The organism is Burkholderia sp. 22PA0106 (assembly GCF_047497155.1).
GTDB lineage: Bacteria > Pseudomonadota > Gammaproteobacteria > Burkholderiales > Burkholderiaceae > Burkholderia.
Window position 1 is genome coordinate 1723997 of sequence record NZ_CP163162.1, and the last position, 18180, is coordinate 1742176.

18 protein-coding genes are annotated in these 18180 nt (G+C 66.7%); 8 read left to right on the forward strand and 10 right to left on the reverse strand.

Annotated features, from left to right (window positions below):
- Positions 1-141: 141 nt before the first annotated feature.
- Positions 142-1248, forward strand: coding sequence for a porin (locus AB4850_RS07390; protein ID WP_414439171.1), 1107 nt, complete (start codon positions 142-144; stop codon positions 1246-1248).
- A 135-nt stretch (positions 1249-1383) separates the two neighbouring features.
- On the opposite strand, the gene AB4850_RS07395 is transcribed toward AB4850_RS07390, so the two are convergent.
- The 7 genes from AB4850_RS07395 to AB4850_RS07425 all read right to left on the reverse strand — a co-directional run bounded on the left by AB4850_RS07395 (position 1384) and on the right by AB4850_RS07425 (position 6544).
- Positions 1384-1980 (reverse strand): hypothetical protein, encoded by a 597-nt coding sequence (locus tag AB4850_RS07395; RefSeq protein WP_414439172.1) that lies wholly within the window; start codon positions 1978-1980, stop codon positions 1384-1386.
- On the reverse strand, positions 1977-2405 hold the full coding sequence (locus tag AB4850_RS07400; protein WP_414439173.1) for a hypothetical protein: 429 nt from the start codon (positions 2403-2405) through the stop codon (positions 1977-1979). The genes AB4850_RS07395 and AB4850_RS07400 overlap by 4 nt, the downstream gene beginning before the upstream one ends.
- A gap of 132 nt (positions 2406-2537) precedes the next feature.
- Positions 2538-3092, reverse strand: a complete 555-nt coding sequence (locus AB4850_RS07405; protein WP_414439174.1) for a c-type cytochrome — start codon at positions 3090-3092, stop codon at positions 2538-2540.
- A 14-nt stretch (positions 3093-3106) separates the two neighbouring features.
- Complete coding sequence (locus AB4850_RS07410) at positions 3107-3421, reverse strand: DUF4148 domain-containing protein (RefSeq protein ID WP_414439175.1); 315 nt, start codon at positions 3419-3421, stop codon at positions 3107-3109.
- A 174-nt stretch (positions 3422-3595) separates the two neighbouring features.
- Positions 3596-4396: an ABC transporter ATP-binding protein gene (locus AB4850_RS07415; protein ID WP_414439176.1), complete on the reverse strand. Its 801-nt coding sequence runs from the start codon at positions 4394-4396 to the stop codon at positions 3596-3598.
- 25 nt (positions 4397-4421) lie between these two features.
- Positions 4422-5381: an ABC transporter permease gene (locus AB4850_RS07420; protein ID WP_414439177.1), complete on the reverse strand. Its 960-nt coding sequence runs from the start codon at positions 5379-5381 to the stop codon at positions 4422-4424.
- A 29-nt stretch (positions 5382-5410) separates the two neighbouring features.
- Complete coding sequence (locus AB4850_RS07425) at positions 5411-6544, reverse strand: ABC transporter substrate-binding protein (RefSeq protein ID WP_414439178.1); 1134 nt, start codon at positions 6542-6544, stop codon at positions 5411-5413.
- Between the two features lie 290 nt (positions 6545-6834).
- Between AB4850_RS07425 and AB4850_RS07430 the strand changes: the two genes are divergently transcribed.
- The 5 genes from AB4850_RS07430 to AB4850_RS07450 all read left to right on the forward strand — a co-directional run bounded on the left by AB4850_RS07430 (position 6835) and on the right by AB4850_RS07450 (position 12263).
- Entirely contained in the window at positions 6835-7077 is a 243-nt protein-coding gene (locus AB4850_RS07430) for a hypothetical protein (protein WP_414439179.1), read from the forward strand.
- A gap of 207 nt (positions 7078-7284) precedes the next feature.
- Positions 7285-7758, forward strand: a complete 474-nt coding sequence (locus AB4850_RS07435; RefSeq protein WP_414439180.1) for a hypothetical protein — start codon at positions 7285-7287, stop codon at positions 7756-7758.
- Between the two features lie 527 nt (positions 7759-8285).
- Positions 8286-10376: a ferritin-like domain-containing protein gene (locus AB4850_RS07440; RefSeq protein ID WP_414439181.1), complete on the forward strand. Its 2091-nt coding sequence runs from the start codon at positions 8286-8288 to the stop codon at positions 10374-10376.
- 14 nt (positions 10377-10390) lie between these two features.
- Entirely contained in the window at positions 10391-11413 is a 1023-nt protein-coding gene (locus AB4850_RS07445) for a DUF692 domain-containing protein (protein ID WP_414439182.1), read from the forward strand.
- A complete protein-coding gene (locus tag AB4850_RS07450) occupies positions 11406-12263 on the forward strand; it encodes a putative DNA-binding domain-containing protein (protein ID WP_414439183.1) in 858 nt (285 codons plus the stop codon). The genes AB4850_RS07445 and AB4850_RS07450 overlap by 8 nt, the downstream gene beginning before the upstream one ends.
- Positions 12264-12392: 129 nt before the next feature.
- Here AB4850_RS07450 and AB4850_RS07455 read toward each other — a convergent pair whose 3' ends face one another.
- Positions 12393-13361: a DUF3472 domain-containing protein gene (locus AB4850_RS07455; RefSeq protein ID WP_414439184.1), complete on the reverse strand. Its 969-nt coding sequence runs from the start codon at positions 13359-13361 to the stop codon at positions 12393-12395.
- 493 nt (positions 13362-13854) lie between these two features.
- Here AB4850_RS07455 and AB4850_RS07460 point away from each other — a divergent pair, with 493 nt between their 5' ends.
- Together AB4850_RS07460 and AB4850_RS07465 are read left to right on the forward strand one after the other, a co-directional pair.
- Complete coding sequence (locus AB4850_RS07460; RefSeq protein ID WP_414439185.1) at positions 13855-14820, forward strand: hypothetical protein; 966 nt, start codon at positions 13855-13857, stop codon at positions 14818-14820.
- A gap of 142 nt (positions 14821-14962) precedes the next feature.
- Positions 14963-16054, forward strand: a complete 1092-nt coding sequence (locus tag AB4850_RS07465) for a S1 family peptidase (RefSeq protein WP_414439186.1) — start codon at positions 14963-14965, stop codon at positions 16052-16054.
- Between the two features lie 24 nt (positions 16055-16078).
- Here AB4850_RS07465 and AB4850_RS07470 read toward each other — a convergent pair whose 3' ends face one another.
- Positions 16079-17257: a phosphotransferase enzyme family protein gene (locus AB4850_RS07470; protein WP_414439187.1), complete on the reverse strand. Its 1179-nt coding sequence runs from the start codon at positions 17255-17257 to the stop codon at positions 16079-16081.
- A 283-nt stretch (positions 17258-17540) separates the two neighbouring features.
- Positions 17541-18167: a nicotinamide riboside transporter PnuC gene (pnuC, locus tag AB4850_RS07475; RefSeq protein WP_414439188.1), complete on the reverse strand. Its 627-nt coding sequence runs from the start codon at positions 18165-18167 to the stop codon at positions 17541-17543.
- Positions 18168-18180 lie beyond the last annotated feature (13 nt).

Genomic DNA, 18180 nt, shown 5'->3' on the forward strand with positions numbered 1-18180 from the left:
GGGCTGCCGGGCCTTCCCGCCTGATTCGCCACCCCACGCCGCGCACGACGCGGCGCCATGGGGCGGATCGGCTCGTCTTTAGTTCGCAGTACAGAGTAGTCAACAACGTCAACCGTAGTGCTTGAAACAGGGGAAAACATCATGAAAACAGCATCGTTGCGGGCCATCCGCATCGCGGCCGGCGGCCTCGGGCTCGGCCTGGCGGCCGGCGCGGCGCAGGCGCAATCGAGCGTCACGCTGTACGGCATCGTGGACGGCGGCTTCACCTACACGAGCAACCAGGGCGGCCACGCCAACTACCAGGCCACGGCGGGCAGCGAGCAAGGCTCGCGCTGGGGCTTTCTCGGCAGCGAGGATCTGGGCGGCGGCAACCGCGCGATCTTCCGGCTGGAGAACGGTTTCAACCTGCAGACCGGCGTGGCCAGCGCGAACGGCCGCATGTTCGGGCGGCAGGCCTGGGTGGGGATCGCCACGGCGCGCTACGGCACGATCACGCTGGGCCGCCAGTACAACGCGTCGCAGGATTCGCTCGAACCGCTGCAGATGGCCACCGATATGGTGCAGTACGCCACCCACCCGTTCGACACCGACGACATCAACAACTCGTTTCGCACCGACAATTCGATCAAGTACGTCACGCCGACGATTTACGGGCTGCAGGTCAACACGATGTACGCGCTGTCGGGCAACGCGGCCTCGTTCGCGACCAACCGCTCGTACAGCGTGGGCGCGAACTGGACGGGCGGCCCGTGGCGGCTCGGCGCGGCCTACGTGGTGCTCGACCATCCGGCTACCGACACCACCGGCGCGATTCCGTCCGACAACTACTTCACGTTCCTGAAGGGCATCACGAACCAGCGCATCTGGGGCTTGGGCGGGCTGTACGAGATGGGGCGCGCGACGCTCGGGCTGATGTACACCAATACCCGTTTCGAACTGACGCCGGCCAGCCAGCACCAGACCTACCAGAACGCCGAGGCCAGCCTGCGCTACGCGATCACGCCGGCACTGCACGCGGCCGTGGGCGAGACGTATACGAACGTGTCGACCAACGGCGCGGTCGGCTCGTGGCACTACTGGCAGACCAACACGGCGCTCCAGTATTTCCTGTCGAAACGCACCGACATCTATATCGACCTGCTCTACCAGCACGCCAGCAACGCGGTGGCGCAGATCGAAGGCACCAGTGGCGCATCGAGCGGCGCGTCGCAGTTCCTGGCCGTGACGGGCATTCGGCACAAGTTCTGACGCGGGGCCGCGTGCGCCGAAGGACGCGCCCGGCGTGACGGTGGTGCGCTTGGCCCGCGAGATCGCGCGGCCCTGAAACGGAAACCGGCGCCGCACCCATGCGGGCGCGGCGCCGGCTCCGAGCCGCCCAACCGCTTACTGATCGAGCGCCCGTTCGAGCGCCTTCTTCTCGGCCTGCCGTTCCGGCGAGGCGTTGTAGCGCGCGGCGCGGGCCAGCAGCATCTTGCGTTCGTCATACACGCAACCGGCCGCGTAATGCGTCGTGTCCACCGTGAACGCGCGCAGGGCGCGGTCGTCGATGTCCTTGCGGACGATCGCATCCGTGCCCATCTTCAGCTCGACCTCCATCCCGTTGCCCGGTACGAGCGCGAGCACGTCGTTATACGGATGCGCCGACGGCACGATCAGCAGCACCGTGCTGCGGCTGTTCAGCACCACCGTGCTGCTCTTGACGCCGAGCGTCGTGAGCGGCGGCGTGACGGTCCACGCCGGCCCCGGCGCAAGATCCTGCGCCTTAGCTTCGCGCAGCTTCACGCGGTGCTGATCGACGCGATCGTTGAATTCGGCCAGTTCGTCGTAGGAGGCGCGGCACTGCACGATCTTGTCGAGCAGTGCGCGGGAATCGAGCGAGGCCGAGGGAACGGCTGAGGCGGCATGGCTGGCCGGCATCGCCAGCAGCATCGACAGCGCAGTCGCGGCGCCCGCGAGGCGGAATCGGAACGCGCCGCTCATGATTTCACCACGCAGTCGGTCAGCGCGAGGTAGTGCGTGCCGGAGGTGGCTTGCAGCACGCAGATCGCCTTGAAGCGCTTGCCGACCGGCAGCGCCTTCATCTGCGCGTCGGTGGCGTCGTCGAATGCGCCGAGGCGCGCGACGGCTTCCGTGGGCTTGGCCGGATCGCCGGCCACGAAGATATTGCCGCCGTCGAGGCCTTCCGCGTGTTCGACGACCACGCCGTCGAAGCGCACGTGCTTGCCGTCGCCGAATTCCGGCAGGTCGTCGACCTCGTAGTCGGCCTGTGCGTAGCGCGCATACAGGTCCTGCAGGCGCGCATCGTGGATGTCCAGCCCGGCGGCCTGGGCGGCGCTGGCCGCCAGCATGCACGACGCGGCCAGCACGGCCCCCGCCGAGGCTCGCCCGATTCGATTTCGCAACATGGTTGTTCTCTCAGTGTGATGTCGTTATGCGCGCCACGCGGTTTGTCATGAACGAGCCGGGCGGCGCGACACGCAATGTATCAGAAAGAAAGCGAAATCGAACGGACAACGAACTGAATTGAAAGCGATGCGCTACCGGCCCGGCGCGGCGCTCAACCGGGCGTAATCGGCGGCCGACATGCCACGCGCGTGCTTGAGGAACGCCGCGAGTTGCCAGATGTCCTGATCGCTGAACGTCTTGCCGAACGCCGGCATGGCCGTCATGCGCACGCCGTTGCGGATGGTCCAGAACATCAGCGGCGGCGTGTTGCGGCGCTTCGCGTCGAGCAACAACGGCGCGCCAGGCAGGATGCCGCGCGCGATCGGCCCGGGCGGTTCGCCCGGCGCGCCGTGGCAGGCCACGCAGGTGGCCGCGTAGCGCCGCGCGCCGGCCGCGATGTTGGCGTCGCTCATCAGGTCGGGCGGCGCGACGATGCCCCGCGCGTGCCGATGCAGCGAGTTCTCGTAGGTGGAGTGCAGCGCCCAGGCCACGATCGGATCGTGCGGCGGGATCGCGGAAACGTCGTACCAACCGGAATAGATCACCCCGAGCGCGCCGGCCGCGGCGGTGGCCGCAACGGCGGCCAGCGTCAGGCCGACAGCCTTGAACGGGAAGCGGGAACGCCGGGAAAGCGGTGAATGCGCCATGCCGTGCCGCCGGGTCAATGCGATTGCGGCGCTGCCGCGCCCGCGCTCGCACCGATGACGACGGCATCGGCCCGGCTCGCGACCGCCAGCGGCGTGGCGGCGCCAGGTGATGCCGCATCGGACGCCGCCAGCTTCGCCTCGGCGGCCTGGATGTCGGCCGGGAAATCGAGCGTCTCGCCGAGTGGATCGAAGCCCGCCTGTTCGACGCGCACGAGGTCGGCGCGCACCTGGGCGCGCGTCAGTTGCGCATGGCTCGCTTGGGAATACAGGCCGGCGAAGGCGGCCAGCAGCATGACAGCGGCCTTGGCCGCCCGGATCGGGAATCGCATCGGAAGCTCCTTGTCCGCCCACGAAGGGCGAGCCGGCCGAGCGCGTCATGCGCTGTCGTGTCGATGGCCCACGCGGCCGATAAGGCATTCTCACCGTGTCATGACCCCGTCACGCTGACGTGTTCATTACCGTTTTGTCATTTTTCTGCCGACAAGGCGTGCTTGCGCCTCGATTTACGCTGCGATCGCCGCCCCCACCTCGCGCCGCATGTCGGCGAACGCATAGCTCGCGCGGTCGCGCGGGTAATCGATCGGCACGTCCACGATCCGCTCGACGCGCCCCGGGTTGGCCGACAGCACGACGATCCGCTGGCTCAGGTACAGCGCTTCCTCGATATCGTGCGTGACCAGCACCATCGTCACGCGCTGCCGCTGCCAGATCTCCAGCAGCGCGTCCTGCAGCCGCGCGCGCGTCAGCGCATCGAGCGCGCTGAGCGGCTCGTCGAGCAGCAGCACGTCCGGCGCGGTGACCAGCGCGCGGGCGATCGCGCCGCGCTGCGCCATGCCGCCCGACAGTTCGCCCGGCCACGCGTCGCGGCTGCCGTCCAGGCCCACCAGTTCGAGATGGGCGCGCACGCGCTCGCGCTTGGTGGCGTCGTCGAGATCCACGTTCTTCATCGCCAGCGCCACGTTCTGCTCCAGCGTGAGCCACGGCAGCAACCGGTGATCCTGGAACACGATGCCGCGCGACAGGCTCGGCCCACGCACTTCGGCCGCGCCGAGCCGCAAGCTGCCGTCGTAATCGTCGTCGAGGCCGGCCAGCACGCGCAGCAGCGTCGATTTCCCGCAACCGCTCGGGCCGACCACGCTGACGAATTCGCCGGGCGCGACGTCGAGTTCGATGCCGTCGAGCACGGTGCGGGTGCGGCCCTGCGACGTGAAGCGCTTGGTCAGGCCGCGAATGTGCAGCGGATGATGGGCGGGCTCGCCCGCCTCGGGCGGCCGCGCGGCGCGGCCGAGGGTGGCAACCGGCATGGCTGGGTGCTCCGTTCGGGTTGATTTATTGCGCGCCGGGCGACGCGGACGCCTTCCAGCGCAGCGCATGACGCTGCACCGCGTACATGCCGCGATCGATCAGGAAGCCCACCACGCCGATCGTCACCATGCACACCAGCAACTGGTCGGTCATCAGCAGCGATTGCGCGCGGAAGATCAGGAAGCCGATGCCCTGCTGCCCGGCCAGCCCCTCGGCCACCACCACCATCGCCCATGCGAGGCCCGCGCTGTAGCGCAGGCTGACCATGATGGTCGGCAGCGCCGACGGAATCAGGATGTAGCGCAGCATCTGCAGGCGCGTCAGCGTCAGCACGCGGCCCAGTTCGATATGGCGCGCATCGGCGTTGCGGATGCCCTGCAGCGTATTGAGGAACACCGGGAAGAACACCGTCTTGGCGATCACCAGGGTCTTGGCCGGCGCGCCTACGCCGAGCCACAGCACGATCAGCGGAAACCAGGCGATGCCGGGGATATGCCGGATCGTGTCGAGCGTCGGCCCGAAGAAGCGTTCGACGGGCCGGACCAGCCCGGCCGTGAAGCCGAGCGCGATCGCGGCCGCCGCGCCGTACACGAACGATTGCAGCACCAGCGAGACGCTGACGCCGAAATCGTGCAGATACGAATCGCGCACCAGCATGTCCCAGAACGAGGTGGCGGTGCGCCATGGCGTGGGCAGGAACACGGCCGGAATCCAGTGGCGGGTGCTCGCGATGCTCCACAAGCCGACGATCAGCACCGGCAGGATCCACGGCCAGGCCAGCCAGCCCAGGCGCGCCAGCGTGAGGCGGTCGCGGCCCGGTTGGGTGCGGGGTTCGGATTGCCGGGCGGCGGGCGTGCTGGCGTCGTCCGGCGCATCGTGCTGATCGTGCTTGCCGTGATGGTCGCCGGCCGCCCGATGCGAATCGCGCCGCACCGGCCCGCCCAGCCCCGCGCGCGCCTGCTGCCGCGTCGCCGCATTTGCCATGGTGTTCTCCGCGTGGCGAGCCGGCTCGCTCACTGGTAGATCGAGTATTGGCCGCCCGCGAAGAAGCGGTCGTCGACGAGCGCGTCGATCTGCGGGTCGCTCAGATGGCGTTCGGTCAGGATGTCGTCGCCGTGCTCCACGTACCAGGCCTGGAAGCGCTTGATGGTCGAGCGCACGTTCTTCGCATCCGGCTCGCCCGCCATGAAGAAGAACTCGGACGGATCGGTGATCTGGAAGCGCGCGATATCCACCGGCACGCGCGTGTCGCGCGCGACGATCTGCGCGGCGTCGTCGGGATGCGCGAGCGCCCAGCTGCGGGCCTGCTGCATCGCGCTCAGGAACGCGCGGATCGCCTGCGGGTATTGATCGGCGAACGAGCGCATCGCGAAGTACGACACGCGGCCCGCGCCGTCCACGTATTCGCCGTGATCGGGCGAGCGGCCCACCACCTTGACCTGATGCGCCAGATACAGCGCGGCGGCGTTCGAGGTGCCGAGGTGCATGGCCGTGGCGTCGATCGCGCCACTCAGCAGCGCCGCCGTGACCACCGTGGTCGAATCGATCGACTGGTAGCGGATACGGCCGTGCGAGGTGCGGCTGTCGAGCGGCAGGCCGGCCTTGGTCAGCGCCTCGAATGGCGCCGTCCAGTAGCAGCTCACGCGGCTGCTGGCGAACTTCTTGCCGTCGAGATCCTTGATGCCGTTGATCTTGTCGTTGTCGGCGCGCGCGAGGATCGGCGTGCGGAACTTGTCCGACGGCTGCGATTCCCACACGATCACTGCGTCCAGCCCGTTGGCGCGGTGCACCACGGCCGGATAGATCATCCGCTGCGCAACGGCGATGCCGCCGCCATTCAATTGCGCCGCTTCCGCGCCGATCATCTGCGCGGTGCCGGGCGCCACCAGCGTGACCTGCTTGACGCCGATCTTCGCGTATTCGGCCTTCAGGAAGCCCTTGTCCTGCGCGATCGCGGTGATCGGGTCGAGTTGCAGCGTGATGGAGGTCAGCGCCGCTTTCGGCTCGGCCGGGCCGGATGCCGCGAACGCGGTCACGGCCGCCGCCGCGCCGAGCGTGGCCGTGACGGCCAGCGCGAGCGGCGTGCGGCGCGACAGCACGCGTTTGAGGAAGGTCGTGGCGCGGAGAGCGGAGGATGGGCGGTGCATGGCGAGTCCCCGGGGAACGATGATAGGGAGGATTCCGAATGGTTCGGAAAAGCCGAATGCTAGAAGCGCCGCGAATCGGCTGTCAAAGCACCATTTCAGCTATTGACATCCGGGGGCAGCGCTAAGCTTAGTGCCGCTCGTTGGTTGGGGTAGCGGGGCCTGGGTGACTAGAATCGGGCGGCTCCGTGCAGGGGGTTTCGCATGCCGTTCAAGCGTGCCATGCGACGCCATCGCGTCGATTCGCGACGCTCGCGCGAGGCAATTCCACTTCATCTTGCGAACCCGGGACAATGCGGCATCGACATGACGACGAACACGGCAACGCACATCGCACGCATCGCGCCGCGCGCTGGTTGCCGATGGCGGGTGTGGCGCTCGCGCTGCTGGCCGGCACGCTGACGCTGCATGCCGATTCCGCGCCCTCGCCCGGCTTCGGCGGGGAGGCGTTCTCCGATGCGTATGGCCCGTTGCCGGCGCGGCCCGGCGATATCGCGGAAGCGTTGCGCTTGAGTTCGACGGCGCTGTGCCATTAATCAATGCCGGAAACCTAACCGGCGAATCGATAACGTGAATGACAAAATCAACGGTTTCAGCATCAGCCATAATCCGTTTTCGATTTTGAATTACGTCGCGTCCTGCGATACCGGGACAGCCAATTAAAACGAAAAGACTCCCAATTGATAATTCCAATGCCTTTAATATACTAACTTCTCAACTTAAACCTTGAGAGGGGTGAAAAAATGACCAGTCCGATTAACGCTCTGACGACGCAAGCCGGCAAGAACCCGGGCCCGCAGTACCAACGCCCGTGGGATTTCATTACCACCGATACGAATACCGGCGTGGGCGGCGAATATATCTATATCGGCTATCAAACCGGCGACAGCAATCCGGTCACGTCGCTGAATTTCGTGGCCTACGACCAGGCGCAGTCCAATCCGCCGTCGGGCTGGGAATGGAACCCACAAGACCTGAAGGCCGGCGCGGGCGGGAAATTCATCTACATGACGTGGAAGACCAACGAGCCGAACAAAAAGCCGATTACCGCGATCACGCTGCTTGTAATCGACAGCTCGTCGCCGCCGGCGATCGAGGGTTATACGTCGATTCATCAGGACCTGAATCAGGGGGCGGGCGGCCCGTACATCTGGCCGTACTACAGCACGATCGTGCCGATGCAGGCGAAGGACGAAGCCGTGATCCGCAAGGCTTGAGCGGCCGGCTTTCCCGGTGCGGCAAGCCGAAACCCGAGCTTGCCGCACTCGCAACGCGCCGATCGCCATGTTCCCCCTTGCGAACGACAACCACGCCGCCCCAAATAAAATTCGATTGCCCGGCGAACTTGTGTTGGCGCCCTTCAATGCCAAACGTTTTCGTGCGATCAATTCTCGCTGCGCACAATAAAAATAATGGCAGCAATGGAAAATTCAGCGGCGGCCATTCATTAAAATAAATAGGCGCCATGCGATTATCTTTCGCCATCACAAAATGACGTTGTCATGAAAATCGCTTGTGACGCGCCTTTTTGGCGGTGTAGGCTTGCGCCATCGCGCGGTATGCGAATGGAGTAACACGGCAGTCATGTTCGGGTGTTTCAATTCACGGGGCCATACGAATTGAAAATCCCCCGCTGCGCGAGGTAACACGGATGTCTTCATCCACGCAGCAAACCGGCCTTTATAAAAGCAATCCGACGTTGCCATTCAAGGGTTAACGCGGAAAATTCCCACAGAGGTAGGCAATGACCACGGCACACTCCGCTTCGGGCCTGATTCCCGATCACCCCTCCCAGATCGTCGGCCAGCCGCTCGACCAGCTCGACGCCGACAAGGCCGCGCTGACCGCGCTGCTGCAAGCCGCGGTGAACGTCGAACTGTTCACCATCCCGCTCTACATGTGCGCGATGAAGTCGATCCAGGGCACGCACGCGATCAACTCGAAGGGCATCGATTACTACCAGGGCCGCGTCTGGCCGGGCCGCTCGATCGGCCAGATTCCGGCCGGCCCCGACACCGATACCGCCGTCGCCAACCAGAAGGCCTACAACCTGGTGTTCTCGGTCTTCATCGACGAGATGCTGCATCTGCAGATAGCCGCGAACCTCTCGGCCGCGCTCGGCGTCAAGCCGAACTTCAACAGCGCCGCGCTGCAGGACGCCGAATACAACTGGACCTGCTACGGCCCGGACAAGACGGTCATCCCGCACATCCTCGATCTGACCGACATCAACGAAGGCGTGCCGGGCCGCAAGCTGAAGGTGGACCTGGCCGCGCTGACGGCCGACCAGGTCACGCTGTTCGAGATCATCGAGCAGAACCACGACACGGCGCTCGAGAAGATCAACCCCGACGCGCACGGCAAGTACTTCCCGACCGTGCCGTTCGCCAACTGGACGGCGCAGAAGACCGAAACCGACCTGCCGCTGTTCGGCACGATCGGCTGGATGTACTACTGCCTGCTGCAATACACGACGATCCGCTACACCGACAACGTCACGCTGTTCGAGAAGATGCTGGTGCGCACCGAAGGCTCGGATCAGCCGATCGGCCAGCGCGACCTGTTCAACAGCACCACGCCGGACAAGCACCCGATGGCCGAATACCCGGGCGTCACGCCGATGCTGACCACCACCCAGCCGGCCCAGGCGCACCTGCAGGCGATCGGCATGATGTGGGCGATCTGCGACCAGGGCGAAGGCGGCATCGACTGGCCGACGGTCAACACCTTCGTGGCGATGGTGCAGGACACCGCGCGCCTGAACGACGCGTCGAACCTGCTGACGCTCAAGAGCGTGCTGCCGCGCTTCCAGCCGAGCAAGGAAGCGCTCGAACAGGATTACCCGAGCTATACGGATACGGGCGAGCAAGCCTCGCAAAGCGACGACGCCACGGCCCGCGCCGACAACGGCGGCTTCGACCACCACGAGCGTTTCGAGCAGATCGCCGCCTACGTGCAGCACCTCGAAACCTGGACGCACTGGCACGCCAGCGGCCACGAGTGGACCGCCGCGTTGCTGACCACGCCGAGCTGGAGCGAGGCCGGCGCGAACCCGAGCATCCCGAAGCCGGCCGATGTGGCCGCCGCGCTGAACGATCTCAAGCTCGGCACGCCGCGCGCCGAACTCGACAACGTGGTGAAGGGTGCGCTGGCCGGCATCACCACTGTGTTGAGCGATTCGTGGGAGGACGCGGCGGTGGCATTCCCGTTCCCGTCGATGGTGGGTTCGGGCGACCGCATGGCGCTTTACTGGGCCGTGTACGGCGAAGCGCCGACGCTGCGCGCGCCGAACGCGCCTCAAGCGGCCGGCCGCTCGGACACGATGCACGCCTGCCAGTCGCTGTCGCTCGACGCCACCGGCGGCGATTGCGCCGCGCATGCCGTGTATCACAGCTGCAAGGGCTCGAACCTGTGCGCGACGCAAGGCGGCTGCGGCTTCGTGCAGCCGGTCACGGGCGGCGGCAACTGCTCGCAATCGTCGAGCACGCAATCCGCCGCGAAGATCGGTGGCGGTTGCGGCGCGCCGACGCTGTACAGCGCACCGGCCGACAACCTCTGCAAGAGCTTCGGCGGTTGCGCGGTGCCGATCTCGGCCTCGCAGCTCTACCCCACCAGCAGCACCATGAAGCTGTACGACTACGACGCCGAAGGCAAGATGGTGCCGCTGACGACGCCGGACGGCACGTCGTTCGAAACGCTCGCGTTCGCGAAGGGCGATTCGGTGTACGACATCGCCTGGGGCGCGCTGGAGAAGGTCTGGGCGCATCGCCAGCAGACGGCCCCGGCCAAGCCGACGGCCACCACGCTGCGCATCGCGCTGCCGCCGTCGACCTGATCGGAGCACCACGCATGAGCTTGACCGTCGATGCCGACGGCGCCGGCCCGGGGGCGTGGCCCCCGGGGGCCGGCGTGGCGCCGGCCTTCGCACCGGGGCCGGGATCGAAACGCGCCCCGCGCCTGGGCCTGCCCGACCTGGGCTTCGGGGTCGGCCTGCGGCCGCAGCACCTGCCGGCGATCCTCGCCGGCGGCGCGCGCGTGGGCTGGTTCGAAATCATTTCGGAGAACTATTTCGAGGATGCCGGCCATCAGCGCGCGATGCTCGACCGGATCGCCGCCGAGGTGCCGATCGTCATGCATGGGGTGTCGCTGTCGATCGGTTCGGATACGCCGCTCGACCTCGGCTACCTGAGCCGACTGCGCCGCCTGATGGACGACGTGCGCGCGGTGTGGGTGTCCGATCATCTGTGCTGGACCGGCCTCGGTTCGCACAACTCGCACGACCTGCTGCCGATGCCGCTGACCGACGCGTCGCTCGATCACGTGAGCGCGCGCGTGGATGCCGTGCAGCAATGGCTGGGCCGCCCGCTCGTGCTGGAGAACCCGTCGAGCTACGTGCAGTTCCGCGCGTCCACGATGCCCGAATGCGATTTCCTCGCGCGGCTGGCACGGCGCACCGGCTGCGGGCTGCTGCTCGACGTCAACAACGTGTATGTCAGCGCGGTCAATCATCGCTTCGACCCGGTGGCCTACCTGTACGCGCTGCCGCACGACCAGATCGTGCAGATCCATCTGGCCGGCCATATCCAACACGGCGACATGCTGATCGACACGCACGATCAGCCGGTGCCCGGGCCGGTGTGGGATTTGTACGCACTGGCGCAGCGGCTGACGGGCGGCGTCTCCACGCTGCTCGAATGGGACGCCAACCTGCCCGACTACGACACGTTGCTGGCCGAGCTCGACAAGGCGCGCCGCGTGGCGGCCGGCGAGCGCCTGGGCGATGCCGACCTGCCGGCCGGGCAAGCCGCGCTGCCCGAGGCAGCGCTCTCCACGCCGTTGCATTTCCCCGCGCCGGAGCTGATCGATGAATGACGCGATGTCGATGGCGGCGATCCAGCGCTGGATGCAGATGGCCACCACGCACCCGGGCGGCCTCGACGCCGGGCTGGCGCAGGCCGCGCAGCACGAAGGTGCGGGCATCGCGGCCGTGATCGCGGTGCCGGGCGGCGTCGATCCGCTCACGCGGCTCGCCGTGTACGCGGACGGTTACTGGCTGCGCTTGATCGGCTGCCTCGAAGCGGAATATCCGGCGCTGTTGCGCCTGCTCGGCCCGACGCTGTTCCGCTTTTTCGCGCGGGCGTATCTGCATCGGCATCCGTCGCGCTCGCCCACGCTGCATGCGCTCGGCGCGGCGTTTCCGGCGTTCCTGCTCGGCTCGCAACGGCGCACGGGCGGTGGCGCGGGCCGGCCCGCGTCGCAGTCGTTTCCGCTCGACCTGGCGCGGCTCGAACGCGCGATCGCCGAATCGGGCCGCGCGGCCGGAATCGACAACCCAGTGCGCGGCGCGGTGGCGATGGACGTGCTGCCGTTGCTGACCGGCGCGTCGTGCACGGTCGCCCTGCCCGCCACCACGCGGCTGCTGACGTTGCGCCACGCGGCCGACGGCATCCGCCCCTGGCTGCGCGGCCAGCGACCGGACGAGCCGCCCGCGCGGCAGGCGAACCATGTCGCGATCCGCCGCCACCGGTTCCGCGTGTCGATGGAGCCGCTGGCCGACTGGCAGTTCTTCGCGCTGCGGCGCGTGGCGCGGCGGCCCGGCACGCTGGCCGATTGCGTGCGCGCCGCGGCGCGCCGTACCGGCCTGAGCGAGAGCGAGCTGCATGCGCGGCTCGCGCTGTGGCTGCCCACGGCGCAGGCGGCCAGCCTCGTCAGGTTAGCCTGAGCGTTTGGCCGCCGATGGCTGAGCTATCAGCGGCCAAGTAGTCGATCGAAGGCTCCGATTCGACCCGCTCACACGGAGGTATTTCCGATCCCCCTACTTATTGGTTTTGCCCCAAGTGCGAAATACAGGTCAGTTATAGGAAGGTTCGGTTGTACCCAGGTATTGCCAGTAGGTGTTATCCGTCTCGTTTGTCGGAAAGTAGAAGTATCGATTGTCACTACCCAATGCCTTGAGCTTGAAGTATTCGGTTTTATGTGAATAGGGGTTTTGATACTTGAAGATCGAACCGATTTTTCCTTGTCGGTCGTAGTCACCCCAATGCTGCGGGCCGTTGCTCAGGCCAATCTGATGCACCAGGTTCAGCCCGACTACGTCGGAGCGCGTGCCGACGTTCACGCCGTCTTTTGCGCCAGCGACTTGCTGCAATGAACACGGGTTGGAAAAACTACCGTAGGTCTCGGCCTCCAACTGAGCAACTCTCCCGACTCCGTTATCCGAGGTTGGAAAGCCGAATGCCGCGCGTGCATACGGAATCCGTTCGCAACTTTCACCATTGACGTACACCTCGGTAAACGTCGAAACATACGCCGCCAAATTGCCCCACCCTGCTTGAGCCTGAATCTTGCCGAGATCCCAGTGATCGTTGGTCTCCAGATCAGTAATCGATACTTCCCACCAAGGCCCGGTTCCTCCGGCATTTTCAAGCCGGAACCGGTACGTGTGCCCCAGCTGCCAGTCGAAAGGAGCGATCACATGCTGTCCGATTCCCTCGCCGTCGAATGGCTCCGCAACGGCGCCTTGCATCAAGGCAACCGATGACTTCGTGTCCCAGATGGAAAAGATAATTTTCTTGGTTGCTCCGCTCCGTTGCAAACCAAGATATCCATCTGATCCGCCTTCGAACGCAAATTGCTGAGCCCAAAAGACATAGCTTTTGTTGCCCGGGTCGCTCTGAATATTGAAGGTGAAATCAATGCTTGAATTGTTGTTTTTGCTGAGTATGAAGGATCCCGATGGGGTGGTGGTGATGGCCCACGATACCGATGATGAAAATATCGATGCCAGGATAAATGCTTTTAAGAAATTCTTGAATTTCACTCAACACTCCAAATAATAAAAACTTGTCCCGTAGAATCGTCGCTCTTTGCCGGGAAGGGGATATTTATCCCGATACGTTTACCGGGACTGCAAAGCCCCCCCTCCAGCCGAGCGGAGCTTACCTTATTCCGCAATCTCGTATTTTGAGGCAAGTCATCGAGGATAACTGTCTTATTAACCAGGGAAGAAAGTCATCGGGCCGTGAGGTGATTTCTCCAACCTGCGAGGAATGCATTCTCGGGCGCTATCCGAGACTTCATGCTGACCTGAGCGCTCGATCAGCGTGTGGGTTCAAAGTGGACTGGACCGGTCGGAATTGCCGGTTCGCTTCCGGTTCGCCGCCTCGTCGGCAAATACGACGCGGTGGCATCGCATCGCGCCGATTTCATGCCGCCACGCTTCGCTCACGGCCATGCCGGTTCGCATTTCCGGCGAACGCCGCCGCACGCCACTCGCAAACTGGTGCCAGCCGAACACTGGATTGCACACGACGATGGCCACTATTTCGCGAACATCGGACCTCAAAGCGAATCACGACACCCATGCGGACGCCGCGCCGCACGCCGGCCCTGCGCCCGCGCCGGGCACCCCCACCGCACGGGCCGGCGGCCCGCTGGCGGACCTGCCGGCCACCGGCCCGGACCGAAACGGCGCGACGCGCCGGATCACGGCCCGCCCGGTGCTGTCCACCTCCGTGAACGAGACCGGGGAACCTGCCTCGGCCAGCCGAGCCGCCTCTGCGCCGCCCAGCCCGCATCTGCGCACGATGATGCTGGTCCGCTCGCACGGCCTCGCGACGGCGCCGGCGCGCCGCCCGCCCTTCGACGAGATGAAATACGACGGCTCGCGCGCGGCCGCGCGCTGGCCGATGGTGGCGCAGTGCCTGCAGTGGGCGCGGCAGGCCGGCTTCAGCCTCCATCCGACGCGGGAGACGTCCTGCACCATCCGCAACGCCGCGCCGTATTACGACGCGCGCAGCGGCACTGTCAAATACGAACGCGAGCCGCAGCGCGGCGTGGGCACGATCCTGCTCAATACGCAGATGATGGAGAACGCGACGCTGGCCGCGCTGACCATCATCCACGAGGTCACGCACGCCCGGCGCGGCCCGCGCGAACACGCGGCCGACCCGGCCTCTTACCGTCACGAGCGCCTGACCGACGAGGGCGAATCGGTGTACCAGACGCTGCGCTTCACCGCGCAGGCGATGGCGAGCGACATCGATCGCGCCGCGTTCGTGCGCGACGCGGCGGTGGCCATGCCGCTGGCCTGCATCCAGGAATGGCACGCGGCTTACCAGCAGCACGGCGGCATGCCGAGCGAGGCGCTGTTCCGCAAGCTCGGCGAGATCTACGACCGCCATGTGCCGCAGTCGGCCGGCTGGGATCGCGCGTTCGAGCGCATGGCGGCGCGCCTGAAGCTGCCGCTCGACAGCGCGCGCTTTACCGAGATCGGCTGAGGCCACGCGCCTTTCACTGCCTTCCCGCTTCCGCATCCCCACGGCGCCACCGACTATAATCGGTGGCCCGATCTGCCCGTGTTTCCCGCCGCGCCTTGCCTGACGGATCGCCACCGCATCGTTGCTCCACGAGGAACCTCACATGCGCATCGACAGGAAACACAGCGCCGCGGCCTGGCGTCATGCGCTCTGGCTGCTCGCCGGGATCGGCACCGGCGCGCTCGCCCAGCAGCCCGCCCCGCCGCAAACTTCCCAAGCGCCCCAAGCTTCCCAAGCCGCCCCGCAGCCGGGCGCGACGCACGCCGAACAGGTGTTCGCCACCGTCTCGCCGAAGATCTGGACGGTCAAGGCGGCCCAACCCGAAAACAACCAGTTCATGATCGGCAGCGCGGTATTGATCGCGCCGGGCCGTTTCATCACGGCCTGCCATGTGGTCGAGAAGGCCATCGACATCAAGCTGACCAATGGCCCCGACACCGTCAACGTGGACGAAGTGCTGCGCGACCCCGACAATCGCCGCGACATGTGCCTGCTGCGCGTGGCGGGCGGCATCGATCGCCAGCCGGTGCCGATCGCGCCGATCAGCACGCTGCGCGTCGGGCAGCGCGTGTATGTGATTTCGAGCCCGCGCGGGCTGGAGCTGTCGCTGACCGACGGGCTGATCTCCTCGCTGCGCCAGGAGCCGGAGAGCCAGGTGCCGATCATCCAGTCGTCCACGCCGGTGGCCAGCGGGTCGAGCGGCGGCGGCCTGTTCGACGAACAGGGCCGGCTGATCGGCGTGGTGCGCTCGGTGGCCACCGCCACCGAGAATTTCGCGTTTTCGTATCCGGCCGAATGGGTCGCGCAACTGCCCGACCGTTATGGGAAGGAAGTGGCCGCCTGGCAGGCCACGATGAAGAGCGTGGGCATCCAGTTCTCGCCCGACGGGCACGCGCTCGGCAGCGGCTTCGCGGCGATCTCGGACCTGAACGCCCTGCCCGTGCCGGCGGCCCAGAAGGCCCCGGTGGTGCTGGCCTACCGGCAATTCCTGCTGCTCGCGCCGCCGCGCGCGTTCGTGTTCACGAGCGACGGCAAGTTCGGTTCGATTTCCACCTCGGCCGAGCTGGCGCAGTTCCAGCAGCAATGGCAGCAGGCGCATGTGACGTACCGCTTCTACGCGGTGGACAACGCCGTGGTGTGGAACCCGGCACAGGCCACGCAGCCTCAGCCGCAACCGAAACCGCCCGCGCAATAACGCCCGACGCGCGGCGGGCTGCGCTCAGGCGGCCGGCATCCGCGCGCGCAGCGCGTCCAGCAGCCGCTGGCCATCCGGCCCGGCGAACCAGCGCGCATGGCCGATCAGGTAGCCGTCGTAGGCCGCCTCGGTGCCCACCGGCGACGACAGTATCCCGTTGAAATACTCCACTTCCGACAGCGCGAACTCGGCATGCGCGATCGGCAGCAGCGCGATCAGCGCGCGGTGGGCATCGCGCGTGAGCGGCTGCACCGATTCGTAACCGTCGAGCAGCGCGTCGAGTTGCGCGAACTCGATGCGGCGCGATTCCGCCGGTGCCAGCCAATCGACGAGGTTGCGCTCGATCGCCGTGGCGAGATCGAGCACGGCGCAGGTGCGGTCGCTCAGGCCGAAATCGAGCACGCTGACCACTTCGGCGGCGGGATCGTCGCCGGTCCAGAGCAGGTTCGAGGCGTGCCAGTCGCCGTGGGTCCAGCACGGCGCGAGCGTGTCGAGCAGCGGCACGAGTTCGCGATGAAACGGCGCGATCTCGCGCATCACGTCGGCGTGCCAATCGCGGCCGTCGAGCGCGCGCGCCAGGCCCGGCTGCGCGTGCACCCAAGCGTCGAGCGCCGCGCCCAGGTCGGGCGAGGACAACACGCGAAAGCTCGTCAACAGGGGCCGCAACTCGCGCGCAGGCGCGTCGTAAGCGGCTGCCGCGCGATGCAGCGTGGCCAGCATGCGCCCGGCCGCCGCCGCGTGGGCCGTGTGAAAGAACGGCTTCCACGACATCACGCCGCGATAGGTATCCACGCCGGGCGACACGCGGTGCACCTCGTAGGTCCAGTCGCCACGCGCGACGGCGGTACGGCCGGCCGTGTCGGTCAGCACCTCGGCCACCGGCACGCCTTGCGCGCGCAGGTGCGCCATGAAGCGGTGCTCTTCCTCCAAGCCGGCCACGTCGCGGATCGCCGCGTGGTGACGCTTGACGAACAGTTCCGCGCCGTCGCCTGCGCTGGCCAGCACGGCGGCCGAGAACGGGCGCGGGCTGTGCCAGGACAGCCGCGCGAGTTCCGGCGCTTGCGGGAAATCGGCCAGCAGCCCGGCCACTTCGGCGCGCGTGATCAACGGCCAGTCGCGTTCGGCCGTTTCGCCATCGACAGTGAACTGGAGCGGCGCGGGTGCGCCGTCCTCGGAAGGGTCGCGGGGGGAATCGGGGTTCATGTGCGGCCTTGTTGCGCCGGGAGGCCAAGACGGCCGGCGGAATTGACCGAGCGTCGGGGGCAATCGGTGCTCATGCCTGGCCTCGCTGCGCCGGGAGGCCAAATTGGCCAATCGAGTTGACCGAGGCTCGGGGGACATCAGCGCTCATGCCTGGCCTCGCTGCGTCGGCAGGTCAAGTCGGCCGATGGATTGACCAAGCCTCGGAGGAAATCGACGCTCACGCGCATCCGCGCCGAGCCAACAGGCCCAAGCGGCTGGCACGACCGACCGGCCGCGACGCGCCTCATCGGCTCGCCTCCAGCCGCACAGCAGCCGCTTCGGCATCCGCGCGCGCCAGCGCCCTCGCCCAATCGCGCCAGCCGATCGCGGCCAGCACCACGAACAGCGCATACAGCCCGGCCGTCAGATACAGCGCCTTGTAGACGAACATGCCCACGTAGATCACGTCCACCACCAGCCACAGCTGCCACGACGCGATATAGCGGCGCGCCGTCCAGTATTGGGCGACGAGGCTGAACGCCGTCAGCGTGGCATCGACATACGGCAGCGAGGCGTCGGTCCAGTGCGCCATCGCGCTGCCCAGCAGCACACTGAGCACCACGGCCGCGAGCAGCCCCGGCGCGAGGCGGCGCAGGCCGACGTCGCGCTCGGGCAGCACCGGCTGCTCGCCCTCGCCGGGCTGGCCGGCCGATGCGCGCCGCTGCACCAGCCAGCGATACCAGCCAAACAGTTGCAGCGCGGCGAATGCGCCTTGCAGCAGCATGTCCGAATACAGCTTGGCGTCGAGGAAGATCCACGCGTACAGCGCGACCGACGCCAGCCCGATCGGCCAGCACAGCATGTTGCGCCGCGCCGTCAGCCAGATCGCCAGCGCACTGACGATCACACCGGCAATTTCGAGAGGTGACATGGGAGGCTCCGGG

Excerpts from the sequence above, each read along its gene's own strand:
- AB4850_RS07460 (WP_414439185.1), top strand. The coding sequence starts at position 13,855 with ATGGCCACTATTTCGCGAACATCGGACCTCAAAGCGAATCACGACACC.
- AB4850_RS07405 (WP_414439174.1), bottom strand. The coding sequence starts at position 3,092 with ATGGCGCATTCACCGCTTTCCCGGCGTTCCCGCTTCCCGTTCAAGGCT.
- AB4850_RS07415 (WP_414439176.1), bottom strand. The coding sequence starts at position 4,396 with ATGCCGGTTGCCACCCTCGGCCGCGCCGCGCGGCCGCCCGAGGCGGGC.
- AB4850_RS07390 (WP_414439171.1), top strand. The coding sequence starts at position 142 with ATGAAAACAGCATCGTTGCGGGCCATCCGCATCGCGGCCGGCGGCCTC.
- AB4850_RS07470 (WP_414439187.1), bottom strand. The coding sequence starts at position 17,257 with ATGAACCCCGATTCCCCCCGCGACCCTTCCGAGGACGGCGCACCCGCG.
- AB4850_RS07420 (WP_414439177.1), bottom strand. The coding sequence starts at position 5,381 with ATGGCAAATGCGGCGACGCGGCAGCAGGCGCGCGCGGGGCTGGGCGGG.
- pnuC (WP_414439188.1), bottom strand. The coding sequence starts at position 18,167 with ATGTCACCTCTCGAAATTGCCGGTGTGATCGTCAGTGCGCTGGCGATC.
- AB4850_RS07450 (WP_414439183.1), top strand. The coding sequence starts at position 11,406 with ATGAATGACGCGATGTCGATGGCGGCGATCCAGCGCTGGATGCAGATG.
- AB4850_RS07430 (WP_414439179.1), top strand. The coding sequence starts at position 6,835 with ATGCGGCATCGACATGACGACGAACACGGCAACGCACATCGCACGCAT.
- AB4850_RS07440 (WP_414439181.1), top strand. The coding sequence starts at position 8,286 with ATGACCACGGCACACTCCGCTTCGGGCCTGATTCCCGATCACCCCTCC.
- AB4850_RS07410 (WP_414439175.1), bottom strand. The coding sequence starts at position 3,421 with ATGCGATTCCCGATCCGGGCGGCCAAGGCCGCTGTCATGCTGCTGGCC.
- AB4850_RS07400 (WP_414439173.1), bottom strand. The coding sequence starts at position 2,405 with ATGTTGCGAAATCGAATCGGGCGAGCCTCGGCGGGGGCCGTGCTGGCC.
- AB4850_RS07435 (WP_414439180.1), top strand. The coding sequence starts at position 7,285 with ATGACCAGTCCGATTAACGCTCTGACGACGCAAGCCGGCAAGAACCCG.
- AB4850_RS07445 (WP_414439182.1), top strand. The coding sequence starts at position 10,391 with ATGAGCTTGACCGTCGATGCCGACGGCGCCGGCCCGGGGGCGTGGCCC.
- AB4850_RS07425 (WP_414439178.1), bottom strand. The coding sequence starts at position 6,544 with ATGCACCGCCCATCCTCCGCTCTCCGCGCCACGACCTTCCTCAAACGC.
- AB4850_RS07465 (WP_414439186.1), top strand. The coding sequence starts at position 14,963 with ATGCGCATCGACAGGAAACACAGCGCCGCGGCCTGGCGTCATGCGCTC.
- AB4850_RS07395 (WP_414439172.1), bottom strand. The coding sequence starts at position 1,980 with ATGAGCGGCGCGTTCCGATTCCGCCTCGCGGGCGCCGCGACTGCGCTG.